Below are 13937 nucleotides of genomic sequence, written 5' to 3'. Positions count from 1 at the left end.
GCGCCACGCGCGAGCATTGCGAGATCGATATCCGGCCCTGTCGGCCGCTGGGTGTTGCGCTGCGTTCGCGCGTATCGGCGAACCGTGGATTCTAGGGAGAAAGCTCCCATTCCTCAACGAGATGCGGCGAAGGTGGGGGCTCGATGCCGGCCGCCACGCAAAGCCCGCGTAGGCGTTCGTACGGCATCGCCACGCGCAGATGAAAATTGCCTTCGGTGTCAATGTCCTCACCGCGCACCGCGTGATGCGTGAACAGCTGCGCACGCAGACGCGCAGCCGACGGCGGCAACACCAGCGCCTGTTCGTCGACCTGGGGCAGCACCCGCTCGGCGATCGCGTCCTTGAGCAGGTCCAGGCCCAGTCGCTCACGTGCCGAGACATAGACGCGGAACGGTACGCCGTGTTCGTCACGCTCGATACGCGGCGCCTCGTCCTCACGCAGGTCGATCTTGTTGAAGACTTGCAGGGTCGGCACATCGTCGGCGCCGATCTCGTGCAGTACGTCCTCGACCTGCTGAATCCGGGTCATGCGTTCGGGATCGGCGGCGTCGACCACGTGCAGCAGCAGTTCGGCGTCGCGCGCCTCTTCCAGCGTGGCGCGAAACGCCGCCACCAGATCGTGTGGCAGATCACGGATGAAGCCGACCGTATCGGCCAGCAACACCGGGTCGCCGGCCTGCAGCGGCAGCCGCCGCACCGTGGTGTCGAGCGTCGCGAACAGCTGATTCGACGCAAAGGTGTCGTCGCCGGTGACGGCATTGAACAGCGTCGACTTGCCGGCGTTCGTGTAACCGACGATCGACGCGGTCGGGACGTTGTTGCGCACACGCGACGCGCGATTCTGCGCGCGACGGCTGCGCACCGTTTCCAGATGGCGCTTGAGCGTGGCGATGCGGCCGCGAATCAGGCGGCGGTCCATTTCCAGCTGCGTCTCGCCGGGCCCGCGCAGACCGATGCCGCCGCCGCGCTGACGTTCGAGATGCGTCCAGCCGCGAATCAGCCGCGTCGCCACGTGCTGAAGCTGCGCCAACTCGACCTGCAGCTTGCCCTCGTGCGAGCGCGCTCGGGTCGCGAAGATGTCGAGAATCAGCCCGGATCGGTCGACGACCCGCGCTTTGGCGATTTTCTCGAGATTGCGTTCCTGGCTCGGCGACAGCGCGTGATTGAAGATCACCAGCTCGGCGCCCGACGCGGCCACCGCGTCGGCGATTTCCTGCGCCTTGCCGGAACCGACGAACAGGCCCGGATCGGCCTCGCGCCGCGAGCCGCCGATGACGTCGAGGATTTCCGCACCGGCCGAACGTGCCAGTTCGACAAACTCCTGACGGTCCGACTCGAAGTCGCTACCCGGAAAGTCGAGATGGACCAGCAGTGCCTTTTGACCCGCTTTCGGACGCTCAAACATGCGTCAGGCCGCTGGTCGTGGGGGATGGTTGGGGGCGCAATGCGCCCCCGCACAGCAGGTCAGGATGCCGAGTCAGCCGAATCGTTGTCGTTTTCCGGATCGTAGATGCGGACGGCACGTGCCGGCACGACCGTGGAGATGGCGTGCTTGTAGACCATCTGGCTGACGCTGTTGCGGAGCAGGACGACGAACGAGTCAAAAGATTCGATCTGGCCTTGGAGTTTGATGCCATTGACGAGGTAGATGGAAACCGGGATGCGTTCTTTGCGCAGGGCGTTCAGAAACGGTTCTTGTAGCGTATGACCTTTCGACATCGGATTTTCCCTTTTGTGTGCCCGTGCTTACGTGGCCGGGTGGTTATTCATATGCAAGTTTAGCACCGCTTTGGGCGTCATACGTTGTCGGCGGGCCGAAAATGCGCTAGTGCCGCCTCTATAAGGTCGTTTCGCGCCGGATCAAGCCAGTGCAGTTCCGATTCGCTGCGCAGCCAGGTCAGCTGCCGCTTGGCGAACTGCCGCGTCGCGGCGATACCGCGCTCGATGGCCTCCGGCAAACCGTAGTCGCCGTCCAGGTAGCCCCAGAGCTGCCGATAGCCGACCGCGCGGATCGCCGGCAGGTCCGGGTGCAGGTCCCCACGCTGGTGCAGTCGGCGCACCTCGTCGACAAAACCGTCGGCGATCATCGCGTGAAAGCGTGTCGCGATCCGCGCGTGCAGCTCGCTGCGCGCCGGCGGGTTCAGCGCAATGCGGCACCAACGCGCGTCCGCCGCCGCGCCGTCGCGGGCCTGCGCATAGAAGGCGGTCGGCGTCATGCCGCTGATTTCGATGATTTCCAGCGCGCGCTGAATGCGCTGCTGATCGTTCGGGTGCAGGCGCGCCGCAGTTTCCGGGTCCCGCGCGGCGAGCCGCGCATGCAGCGCCGGCCAGCCGGCCAGCCGCGCCTCGCCCTCCAGACGCTGGCGCAGCGCCAGATCGGCGGATGGCAGTGTACTCAAGCCCTGTGTCAGCGCGCGGAAATAGAGCATCGTGCCGCCGACCAGCAACGGCACCCTGCCGCGGCTGCGGATATCGGCGATCAAGCGCCGCGCGTCGGCCGCAAAGCGCGCCGCCGAATAACTGTCGGCCGGATCGAGGATGTCGATCAAATGGTGGGGCACGCGCGCCAGCATCGCCGCATCGGGCTTGGCCGAGCCAATGTCCAGGCCGCGGTAGACCAGCGCCGAGTCGACCGAAATGATCTCGATCGGCAGGCGCTCGGCGAGCGCCATCGCCAGCGCTGTCTTGCCCGAAGCGGTCGGGCCCATCAGCAGAACGGTCGGTGCAGATACGGATAACGGCGGCGTCATGCCGTGAAGTTTAAGGGGTCATTGCACGCACAGGCGGCCGGCACTGGCAATCAACGTCCTGCCGACACCTCGCCGTCGACCCGCCGCGCGCGTGCCAGCAATGCCGGATGCGAATCGAGCAAGCCGCCGAACCCCTGTGATTCGCGGCCCTTCTGCGTCACCGCCAGTTTGCGCAGCAGCGTCGCCAGGCACTCAGGTGCGATGCCGCTGGCGCGCAAGGTTCGCACGGCATCGTCATCGGCCTCGGTTTCGAACTCGCGCGAATAGTGCGCCTGTGCCAATACGGTCGGCGCCGTCGCCAATAGCGTGCTCACATCGCCGAACCACCAGGTCGCCAGCAGCCCCACCGCCGCCCCTTGCGCCATCAAGCGCAAACCGTGTCGATGGCGGACGTGCCCGAGTTCATGCGCGACCACCGCCATCAGCTCGTCGTCGTTGTCGGCCAGCGCCACCAGTTCATCGAGCAGCACGATCGTGCCGTCCGGCAAGGCAAAGGCATTCGGCCCCATCGTTTTGCTGGCGCGGAACACCAGCTTGAACGCCAGCGGTGAGCCCTCCGCTGAGCGCAGCCGCTGCGCAGCGACGCGCAGGGCATCCTGGCGCGAGCTCGGCAGTGTCGACGGTTGCAACCACTGATGGTCGAGCACATCCAGCGTCTGCCGCGAAAACTGCCTCACCAGCGACGCCGGCATCTCTGCGGCGACCCCATTGGCCGCGAGCGGTACGCCCCAATAGAGTCCGGCCGCAATCAACGCGGCAACCAGCAGCAAGCTGGCGACGACGATGCGCGCACTGGACTCGGCGCGGTGCAGCCAGCGACCCTGCCCCTGCGACTCCAGCAGCGCGTCGAAGCCAGCCGCGTCGCGCACTTCGCATACCGCACCATCGGCATAGCGGATCAGCCGCGGCGTACGGCCCAACGGCGCGCTGATGCGCAGCACCGATACCGCATCACGCCGCTCGCAGCCCGCCCCACGCAAATACAGCTGTGCGCCGTCGAGGCTCAGCGTCACGTCATGACGCTGAGCACTGCGCCCATCGAAAAAGACGCCGGCGACCACCAGCCCCTCGGGCTCCACGCCTTACAGACCGATGTCGATGTTGAAGACGTCTGCCGTCTCCTCACCGAACGCGCCGATCTCCGGCTCGCCGCCAGCGATCACGGCATCGAGCGTGCCTTGGGTTTCCAGATGCATGCACCCCAGCCGATAGCGCAAGGCGCGCACCGTCGCCCACGGCATGAACAGCCCCAGCGTGATCATCACCAGCACGGCGTTCGACAGCTGAATCCAGACCAGGCGCCACGGCGAAACCCGGCTGACCATCTGATGAGGCCCCAGCTTGGTGCCGCTCCAGATGAGGTTCTGGATCACCGCCTGCCACAGCGGTGTGAGCACCAGCGTTCCGAACATGACGATCGCGACAAAGCCGATCATCATCAGTTGCACGGTATGCGGGTCCGGCTTGGTACCGCTGTGCTTGCTCGCAGCGATGACCAGCCCCAGCGGCACAAACGCGGCGACGAACAGCAACGCGAACGCGATCATGAACGGCAGATACGCACGATAGAAACGGCCGACGCTGACATCGAACGAGAATGGCGTGGCGCCGAACCAGCTGTTGTTGTGCTGGTAGCGCTTCAGACGCTGATGAAACAGCGGCGCCGCCAGATAGGCCGTGAAGAACGTCAGCAAGCCATAGAGCAGGAACACCACATAGGCCTGCGCGCGCGAGCCTCGGAAGCTGAAACGCAGGCCGCGATAGCTGCTGTAATGCAGACGAAAGCGTATTGCGTTGTGCAGCAGCCAAGGCAAGGCCAAGCCAATCACGATCAAGGCAACCACCGTCCAGATCGACAGATAAGTCGTCGCAAAGTGATAGACGACCAACATCACGATCGCCAACAAGCGGCCCCAGAAGATCGCCAGCGGCCGGCCGTGATAATCGAACGTCGAAGCTGCCAGTTCAGTGTTGCGATAGAAGTACTGCAGGCGCCGGACCTTGGCCCATGGCGAATACAAGCCCAGCGTCACCAACGTCAGCAGCAGGTTGACGATCCAGATCCCAAAATACTCACGGCCCGAACCATTGAAGCGCAGCGCTTCGACGGTTCGCTCGGCAGGCGTTTGCTCGCTTTGCATGTGGTCCCCAGTAAAGACAGATCGGCGTGAGCGATCGGCGGGCACTCCCATGCCGGCGCCCCATCACCGGCATGCCGTCACGATCGGTGGCGACGATGCCGTTGGCACATTGAATCACCCGCACGGGGGGCACGGAACCGGGAATGCCCCCACGAAGTGGAACTGCGTCACAGTGTTCGCTGGGAAACGCACCATGGCGACCGGTACTGCGGGGTCCGGGCGCGTGCCTCGATACACCGCGCTGACGCGCGGCACTCGGCATGAACGGTTGTAGGGGGCTCGGGGGCGAGCGCGTACGACAGCGTGCGCAGATGGAGGCGGTGACGCTACCCCTGGCGAAACCTTGTCTCTCGATTGCCCCCACGGCGACCATCCCTGGCCGCCGGCGTTGCCGCCCTTGCGAGCTGTGCTCGCAAAGCAGGACCGCTGGAGATGGATACAGTGATGCCATCCGTGGCGGAACCTCATCTCTCGATTGAGCCCCACGGCGGCCATCCCTGGCCGCCGGCGCTGAAGCGCTTGCGAGCCGTGCTCGCAAAGCAGCGCCGACGATGATGGAAACGGTGATGCCATCCCTGGCGCGACTTCATCTCTCGATTGACCCCCACGGCGGCCATCCCTGGCCGCCGGCGCTGAAGCGCTTGCGAGCCGTGCTCGCAAAGCAGCGCTTCAGCGCCCCCTGAGAAACAGGCGATCCAGTTCGGCCAGGGTGATTTGCATCCAGGTCGGGCGACCGTGGTTGCATTGACCGGCGAGGTCGGTGCGTTCCATGTCGCGCAGCAACGCGTCCATTTCAGCGATCGTCAGGCGGCGGTGCGCCTTGATCGCGGACTTGCAGGCAACATCGGCGAGCACACGGTGCTGGGCGTCGAGGGCTTCACCGAAGTGCGTGTCGCTGTCCCGGCGAACCTCGTCGCCAACCAACTCGCGCAGCAAGGTCGCAACAGCGTCGCGGCCGAGCAGCGGCGGCACGGCGCGAACCAGAATGCTGCCGGGGCCACTGCGGTCGAATTCGAGGCCGTAGCGGCGCAACTGCTCGTGCTGCGCTTCGAGCGCATCGGCCTCGTCCTCGGCCATGGTCACGACCTCCGGCACCAGCAAGGCCTGCGCCGGCACGCCGCCTTCTTCAAGTTGTTGCTTGAGCCGCTCGTAGAGCACGCGCTCGTGCCCGGCGTGCGCGTCGATCAGCACCAGCCCATGGTCGTTTTGCGCAAGGATGTAGATACCGTGCACCTGCGCCAGCGGCGTACCGAGCGGCCGCGCATCGGCGGCGGGTGTGGCGGCGATCTCGGCGGACGATTCCGAAATCGGTGCCGGCTTCGGCGGCTGCCAGAGCGATGCGCCCGGGGATTCGCTGGTCCGCGGCGCGGCATAGCGGTTCGCCGAAGGTTCGCGCAAATCCAACCTCGCGGTCTGCCGCCAGACCGATACCGATGCACCGCCGGACGGCGCGACGAAACCAGGCACCACGTCCGGCATCGGCTCGGCAGCGAGTTGAATCTGATGATGCCGCTCCGGCTCCGGCCGCAGCCGTCGCAGCAACTGGTGCACGGCACCAAACAACAGGTCGTGAACCTGGCGCGCTTCACGAAAGCGCACTTCGGTTTTCTGCGGGTGGACGTTGACGTCGACCGACGCCGGATCGACTTCGAGATAGACGACGTAGGCCGGATGATGCGTCGAATGCATGACGTCGGCGAACGCGCGCTTCAACGCGAAGGCCAGCAGGCGATCGCGGATCAAGCGGCCGTTGACGTAGATGTACTGCAGGTCGGCTTGTGGGCGCGCAAAACTTGGCAAGCCGATCCAGCCGTGCAAGCGCATGCCGAGCCGCGATTCGTCGATCGCCGTCGATTGCGTGACGAACTCGTCGCCGCAAATCTCGCGAATGCGCGACAGCCGCCCTTCATCACCCGCAGCCGGCACCAGATCGAAGACGCGACGCCCGTTGTGGCGCAACGCGAAGCCGACGTCGAAGCGCGACAGCGCGATGCGCGACACGGCCTGCTGAATCTGCCGGAACTCGGTGGCCTCGGTCTTCAGGAACTTGCGGCGCGCCGGCGTATTGAAGAACAGGTCGCGCACTTCGATCATGGTGCCGAACGGATGCGCGGCCGGCCGCGGCACCGCGCCGTCAATATGGCCAGCGCCGCCCAGTTCCCAGGCGTGCTCGGCATCGGCGGTACGCGAGACCAGCTTGAGCCGCGACACCGACAAAATGCTCGGCAATGCCTCGCCACGAAAACCCAGCGTCGCGACGCGCTCCAGATCATCGAAACTGCCGATCTTGCTCGTCGCATGCCGCGTCAACGCCAGTGACAATTCGTCGGCGGCAATGCCCTTGCCGTCGTCACGAATGCGGATCAGTCCCGCCCCACCCTGCTCGATCTCGACCTCGACCGCCCGCGCGCCGGCATCGAGACTGTTCTCGACCAGCTCCTTGACGACCGCGGCGGGGCGCTCGACGACTTCGCCGGCCGCAATCTGGTTGACGAGGGTGTCGGGGAGAACGCGAATCATGGGCAAGTCTAAACAGATTCGGAAGTGGGCCGGCGAAGTCGTCGAGCGCGGTACAGGATCGCCATCCATGGCGCGACGACATCTCTAGATTGCCTCCCGGCCCGGCCATCCATGGCCGGGCGTGAAACGACGCGCGAAGCGGTGCTTCGCAAGCGCGCCGTTTCACCCAGCCGCAATCTGGTTGACGAGGGTGTCGGGGAGGACGCGAATCATTTTTCAAACCACAGATTCCACAGATTGAAGCTCGTGATCAGACCCGAGTCCTGCCGGGGTACTCCTACTGAAGAAAGCCCGCCGGTATCAGGTTGGAAAGTGAGGTCAAAAGCTTCACCGAAACACTCCTTTCACTATCTCTCAAAACAGCCCGCAATGAGAGATAGGCCCGATCAAATCAGCTTTTCAAGCTTGTTGGTCTGTGTCATCTGTGAAATCTGTGGTTCTAACGCTTTTCTGCGGTCACTCGCCCCTGCCGATGCGATCGTAGCCCGGCATGTACGGGCGCAGCGCGTCGGGGATGGCGATCGAGCCGTCTTCCTGCTGGTAGTTCTCGATGATCGCCACCAGCGTGCGGCCGACGGCGAGGCCCGAGCCGTTGAGCGTGTGCAGCAGCTCGTTCTTCTTGGTCTCCGGATTGCGGTAGCGCGCCAGCATGCGCCGCGCCTGGTAGTCCTCGAAGTTCGAGCACGAGGAGATTTCACGATAGCGATCCTGGCTCGGCAACCACACCTCGAGATCGTAGGTCTTGGCCGACGCGGCGCCGAGATCGCCGGCGCATAGGGCGACGACGCGATACGGCAGCTCCAGCTTCTTGAGGATGGCCTCGGCATGGCTGGTCAGCTGTTCGTGCGCCGCGTGCGAGTTCTCCGGCAGCGTCGCCTGCACCAACTCGACTTTTTCGAACTGGTGCTGACGGATCATGCCGCGCGTATCACGGCCGGCACTGCCGGCCTCGGCGCGGAAGCACGGCGTGTGCGCCACCCATTTACGCGGCAAATCATCGGCGCTGAGGATTTCGTCGCGCAGCAGATTGGTCACCGGCACTTCGGCGGTCGGAATCAGGCGCCAGCCCTGATCGCCTTCCAGCGTAAACAGGTCTTCGCCGAACTTCGGCAACTGGCCGGTGCCACGCAGCGACGCTTCGTTGACGATGTACGGCACATAAAGCTCTTCATAGCCGTGCTCACGCGTGTGCACATCGAGCATGAACTGGATCAGCGCGCGATGCATCCGCGCCAAGCCGGCACGCAGTACGGTGAAGCGCGCGCCGGTCAATTTGGCGGCCGCCGCGAAATCCATCAGCCCCAGGGCTTCGCCGAGATCGGCATGATCCTTGGCGCCGGCGGCCGGGCGTGGCGTGCCCCAGCGGCGCAGCTCGACGTTGTCGTCCTCGTCCTTGCCGTCCGGTACGGACTCGTGCGGCACGTTCGGCAGCCCGGCGAGAAAACCATCGAACTCGGCCTGCAACACCGACAGTTCCGTCTCGTTGGCGCCCAGCGCAGCCTTGATGCGCTCCATGTCTTCGAGAATCGGCGCGGCGTCTTCGCCCTTGGCCTTGGCCTGCCCGATGCGCTTGCTGCCGGCATTGCGCTCGGCCTGCAGTTGTTCGGTCTCGCTCTGCAGGCGCTTGCGACGCGACTCCAGCTCGCCGAAACGTTCGAGGTCGAAGACGAAGCCCCGGCGCGCAAGCTGCGCAGCAACGGCTTCGGGCTGGGAACGGAGGCGCTTGGGATCGAGCATCGGTCTGGACGCGTTATACGAAAAGGGCCGGCATTTTAGCCGGCCTTGGCACTCGAGTCCTAAGCTACCCGACTAAGACTTGCGTGCCGCGCGCAGTTGGGCAAGCCGTTCGCCGATCTTGATTTCCAGCCCGCGCGACACCGGTGCGTAGAGCTCGGTACCGAGCAGGCGTTCCGGCAGAAAGGTCTGGCCGGCAGCGATCGCCCCGGATTCGTCGTGGTCGTAGCGATAGCCATCGCCGTAGCCGAGGTTCTTCATCAGCTTGGTCGGCGCGTTACGGATGTGCATCGGCACCTCAAGGCTGCCAGTCTGCTCAACCAGGGCGCGCGACGCGTTGTAAGCGGCGTAGACGGCATTGCTCTTCGGCGCGCACGCCAGATAAACGACGGCGATCGCCAGTCCCAACTCGCCTTCCGGGCTGCCCAGCCGCTCGTAGATATCCCAGCCGTCCAGGCACAGGCGCTGCGCGCGCGGATCGGCCAGGCCGATGTCCTCGATCGCCATGCGCGTCAGGCGCCGCGCCAGATAGCTGACGTCGACACCGCCGTCGAGCATGCGCGCGAACCAGTACAGCGCCGCATCGGGGTCGCTACCGCGCACCGACTTGTGCAAGGCCGAAATCTGGTCGTAGAAATTCTCGCCGCCCTTGTCGAACCGGCGTAGCCCGCGGCCGATCAACTTCTCCAGCACGCGCTCATCGCGGCTGCTTTCGGCACGGCCCAGCTCGACAGCCGTTTCGAGCAACACCAGACTGCGCCGACCGTCGCCGTCAGCCGCCTCGGCGATACGCTCGATCCAGCTTGCCGGCAACGCGTCTTCGCTCAGCCCCATGCCGCGCTCGGGGTCAGTCAGCGCGCGCCGCAGCAGGCTTTGTATGTCGGCTTCTTCGAGCGAACGCAGGACAAAGACACGCAAGCGCGACAACAGCGCGGCGTTGAGCTCGAACGACGGATTCTCGGTGGTCGCACCGATCAACGTGACGGTGCCGTCCTCGACGTACGGCAGCAGCGCGTCCTGCTGGCTCTTGTTGAAACGGTGGATTTCGTCGATGAACAGCACCGTGCGCCGCGGCGCGAGCCCGTCGCGCAATGCCTTGGCGTGCGCCACCGCCTCACGGATTTCCTTGACACCCGCGAGCACCGCCGACAGCGTCAGAAACTCCGCTTCCGAGAACTGCGCGAGCAAGCGCGCCAACGTCGTCTTGCCGACGCCCGGCGGCCCCCAGAACACCATCGACGGTACGTTGCCGGCTTCAAGCAGCACGCGCAGCGGCGCACCGTCGCCGAGCAGGTGCTGCTGGCCAGCGACCTCGTCGAGCGTTCGCGGCCGCATCCGCTCGGCGAGTGGGCGAGCCGGATCAGCACGACGTCCGGTGGACGTCGTCCCCGGCTCGCGCCCGGCCAAGGATGGCCGGGCCGGAGGTTGATCAGCCATACGCTGCCTCGCCAGGGGCGGCACTGCCCGGACTCGGCGATGCGCGCCCGATGCACGGCCGAGCCATCACTCAGCCATCCACTCGATCAAAAAAGCACACATCGCACATCACTGCCCTGCATCATTGCCGTCGGCGCCGACCACTTCCGTGCCCTTGGGCGGTGCAAAGCGGAACAGCGACGCATCGAACGAAACGCCGGTCTTGACGCCACCGAACAACACGTCGGTGATGCCGCCCAGCGCGTCGTGGAACTTCATTTCCTTGGGCACGCCATTGGGCGCGATCCACAGCTCGATCAGCTCGAAATCGCTGGTCTGCTCGCCGTCATTCTTCGGCACCAGCTTGACCAGGTCGGCGCCGTCCTGCTTGCCGCCGGATTCGATCTTGAACGAATCGCCGAGCTGGCCCTTCTGCGCCAGCAACGAGGCCGGCGTGCCCTTCAGCACGATGTTCGCCGGGCGCACGGTAACCTGCGCCAGATCCGGCTCGTAATTCCAGATCTTGTCGCCGTCGCAGACCATCAGCTGCTCGTAGGGCTTGCTGTATTTCCAGCGGAAACGGCCCGGCCGCTGCAGGTCGAACACGCCACTACGCTGCGACAGGATTTCGCCGTGTTCGTCGTATTGGGTCTGTTCGAAGGTGGCGCTGAGCGTCTTCACATCATTGACGAAACGATTCAGCGCATCGTCGCCAGGGCCTGCGAATGCCGGCGCCGACAGCGCGGCGGCGAGCAGCAGGATCAGGGCACGCAGTTTTTTCATGTCGGCATCAACCTGTCGGAACGTGGCGCCACTATCGGCGCCGATCCTGAATCGAATCTGGACGGCTCAGTCGCGGCCACCGGGCGCGAGGATTTCGCGATTGCCGCCGGGACCGCTGGGGCCGACGATGCCGGCCGCCTCCATCTGCTCGACCATACGCGCGGCACGGTTGTAGCCGATCTTCAGGCGGCGCTGCACCCACGACACAGAGGCCTTGCGCGTCTCCAGAACCATCGCCACCGCCTGGTCGTAAAGTGGATCGGCCTCGGCATCGCTGCCGTCGCCGCCGGCCGGACCGGCCGGCGCCTCGTCGGCGCAGATATCCTCGAGGTAGCGCGGCTCACCAACCTGCTTGAGGTAGGCAACGACCTTGTGCACCTCGTGATCGTCGACGAACGCGCCATGCACGCGGTCGAGGCGGCTGGCGCCGATCGGCCGGAACAGACCATCGCCGTGACCGAGCAGCGTCTCGGCGCCCTGCTCGTCGAGGATGGTGCGCGAGTCGATCCGCGACGCCACCTGGAATGCCAGACGCGACGGGATGTTGGCCTTGATCAGGCCGGTGATGACGTCGACGCTGGGCCGCTGCGTGGCGACGATCAGATGAATGCCGGCAGCGCGCGCCTTCTGCGCAATACGCGCGATCAGCTCTTCGACCTTCTTGCCGACCACCATCATCATGTCCGCCAGCTCGTCGATGACGACGACGATGTGCGGCATATGTTCCAGCAGCGGCGCTTCCGGCGCGGCGTCGGCCGCATCGAACAGATCCTCCGGCTTGGTCTGCAGCGGATCGCGGATCGGCTCGCCGGCATCGGCGGCATCGCTCACCTTGCGGTTCAGGCCGGCCAGATTGCGCACGCCCAGCGCCGCCATCAGGCGATAGCGTCGTTCCATTTCGGCGACGCACCAGCGCAGCGCGTTGGCGGCGTCCTTCATGTCGGTGACGACCGGCGTCAGCAGGTGCGGAATGCCCTCGTAGACCGACAGCTCCAGCATCTTCGGATCGATGAAGATGAAGCGCACCTCGTCGGCCGTCGCCTTGAACAGCATCGACAGGATCATGCCGTTGATCGCCACCGACTTGCCCGAACCAGTGGTACCGGCAACCAGCAGATGCGGCATCTTCGCCAGATCACCGGACATCGGATTGCCGGCGATGTCCTTGCCCAGCGCCAGCGTCAGCGGCGAAGTCGAATTGCGGTAGGTACTCGAGTCGATGATCTCGCGCAGCATCACCATCTCGCGCTTCTGGTTCGGAATCTCGATGCCGACCACCGACTTGCCTTCGATGACCTCGATCACGCGCACACTCGACACCGACAGCGAGCGCGCCAGGTCGCGCGACAGATTGGTGATCTGCGCGCCCTTGACACCCGGCGCCGGCTGAATCTCGAACCGCGTAATGACCGGACCCGGCGTCGCGGCGACGACCTGAGCCTTGATGCCGAACGATTCCAGATGATGTTCAACGTCGCGCGACAAGCGCTCGAGTTCATCGGGCGTGTACTGGCGACCGCTGGGCCGCGGCGCATCGAGTATCGTCGACGGCGGCAGTGGGTCGCCGCTGAACGCAGGAACTTCGATCGCCTCGGGCTTGCTGCTGCTCTTCACGGCGCGTGGAGCCGGCGCCGGGGGCGGCGGCAACAGACCCAGCTGTTCTTCTTCGCTGCCGGTCAGTGACGGTGCTTTGCGCGCCTTGCGCTTGCCGGCCGCCACCGGCGGCACGTCATCGTCCGCGAACAGTGCCGCCTCACCGAACTGCGGCTCGATACGCGCAGCCGGCGCCGTACGACCACGTTTGGTCGACTTGCCGACGAACGACTCGAAATCGTCCTTGTCGGCACGCTCGGCCACCTCATCGGGGCTGGCTGCCTCATCGTCGGCGGCCGGCTTGCGAATTTTTTCGATGCGCCGCGACGCCAGCGCGAACACCCAGCTGCCGACCCGATCGAGGATGTCCATCCAGGAGAACGTCAGCGCCAACGGTGCCGCAACCACGGCCAGCGTCAGCAGCAGCAGACTGCCGCCGAAATTGCCCAGCACCGACGTCAGGCTGGCGGCCGTAGCCTGGCCCGCGATGCCGCCGCTGCCCTGCGGCGCCCAGTTCGGAGAGGCCCCGATATGCTGCGCCGCCAGCGCCGCCAACGTCAGCAACAGCACGATCCAGGCGGCGACACGCACGCCGCGCGGCATGCCGGCGCCCGGCTCGGCATTGCTGAAGATGCGGATACCGATCAGCAGCACGGCCAGCGGCAACAAAAAGGCCACATAACCGCACAGCGACAGCAGGACGTCGGCGATCCAGGCACCGATCGGCCCCGCCAGATTCTGCACGGGCGCGCCGCTGCCGGACGAGGACCAGCCCGGGTCATCCGGGCTGAAACTGGCCAACGTGACCAGCAGGAACAGCGACAGCCCCAGGCAGCCAAGCATGGCGGCCTCGCGCGGCAGGCGTTCCAGCCAACCGGGGCCTACGGACTGATCGGTGGCGTGCGTTTTTGCTCTGAACATGCGGGAAACTGGAGACCTGAGGTCCCCGAGAAGAAAGGACAGCATCGATTCAGGGAGTATAGCGAGCATGACGGTACCG

The 13937-nt window shown here is 65.4% G+C and carries 10 protein-coding genes; all 10 read right to left on the bottom strand.

Annotated elements, in window-relative coordinates; genetic code table 11:
• Nucleotides 1–91: 91 nt before the first annotated feature.
• The 10 genes from hflX to G7Y82_RS09200 all read right to left on the bottom strand — a co-directional run bounded on the left by hflX (nucleotide 92) and on the right by G7Y82_RS09200 (nucleotide 13858).
• The gene (gene hflX / locus G7Y82_RS09245) at nucleotides 92–1405 is read right to left on the bottom strand and encodes a ribosome rescue GTPase HflX (RefSeq protein WP_168147761.1); all 1314 of its coding nucleotides are present in this window, start codon (nucleotides 1403–1405) and stop codon (nucleotides 92–94) included.
• Between the two features lie 59 nt (nucleotides 1406–1464).
• A complete protein-coding gene (hfq, locus tag G7Y82_RS09240) occupies nucleotides 1465–1719 on the bottom strand; it encodes an RNA chaperone Hfq (RefSeq protein WP_168147760.1) in 255 nt (84 codons plus the stop codon).
• A 77-nt stretch (nucleotides 1720–1796) separates the two neighbouring features.
• Entirely contained in the window at nucleotides 1797–2708 is a 912-nt protein-coding gene (gene miaA / locus G7Y82_RS09235; protein ID WP_240954192.1) for a tRNA (adenosine(37)-N6)-dimethylallyltransferase MiaA, read from the bottom strand.
• A 92-nt stretch (nucleotides 2709–2800) separates the two neighbouring features.
• Complete coding sequence (locus tag G7Y82_RS21885) at nucleotides 2801–3829, bottom strand: M48 family metallopeptidase (RefSeq protein ID WP_168147758.1); 1029 nt, start codon at nucleotides 3827–3829, stop codon at nucleotides 2801–2803.
• A 3-nt stretch (nucleotides 3830–3832) separates the two neighbouring features.
• Nucleotides 3833–4891 (bottom strand): YjgN family protein, encoded by a 1059-nt coding sequence (locus tag G7Y82_RS09225; protein WP_168147757.1) that lies wholly within the window; start codon nucleotides 4889–4891, stop codon nucleotides 3833–3835.
• Nucleotides 4892–5560: 669 nt separating this feature from the next.
• Complete coding sequence (gene mutL / locus G7Y82_RS09220) at nucleotides 5561–7411, bottom strand: DNA mismatch repair endonuclease MutL (protein WP_168147756.1); 1851 nt, start codon at nucleotides 7409–7411, stop codon at nucleotides 5561–5563.
• A gap of 456 nt (nucleotides 7412–7867) precedes the next feature.
• The gene (gene serS, locus G7Y82_RS09215; RefSeq protein WP_168147755.1) at nucleotides 7868–9148 is read right to left on the bottom strand and encodes a serine--tRNA ligase; all 1281 of its coding nucleotides are present in this window, start codon (nucleotides 9146–9148) and stop codon (nucleotides 7868–7870) included.
• A gap of 72 nt (nucleotides 9149–9220) precedes the next feature.
• The gene (locus G7Y82_RS09210) at nucleotides 9221–10480 is read right to left on the bottom strand and encodes a replication-associated recombination protein A (RefSeq protein WP_240954191.1); all 1260 of its coding nucleotides are present in this window, start codon (nucleotides 10478–10480) and stop codon (nucleotides 9221–9223) included.
• 210 nt (nucleotides 10481–10690) lie between these two features.
• Nucleotides 10691–11344 (bottom strand): outer membrane lipoprotein periplasmic chaperone LolA, encoded by a 654-nt coding sequence (lolA, locus tag G7Y82_RS09205; RefSeq protein ID WP_168147753.1) that lies wholly within the window; start codon nucleotides 11342–11344, stop codon nucleotides 10691–10693.
• A gap of 66 nt (nucleotides 11345–11410) precedes the next feature.
• Complete coding sequence (locus G7Y82_RS09200) at nucleotides 11411–13858, bottom strand: DNA translocase FtsK (RefSeq protein WP_240954190.1); 2448 nt, start codon at nucleotides 13856–13858, stop codon at nucleotides 11411–11413.
• Between the last annotated feature and the right edge of the window lie 79 nt (nucleotides 13859–13937).

Source organism: Solimonas marina, assembly GCF_012241385.1.
Lineage (GTDB): Bacteria > Pseudomonadota > Gammaproteobacteria > Nevskiales > Nevskiaceae > Solimonas > Solimonas marina.
Note: the sequence above shows the minus strand (reverse complement) of the source record. Positions and strands in the feature narration are given on the sequence as shown.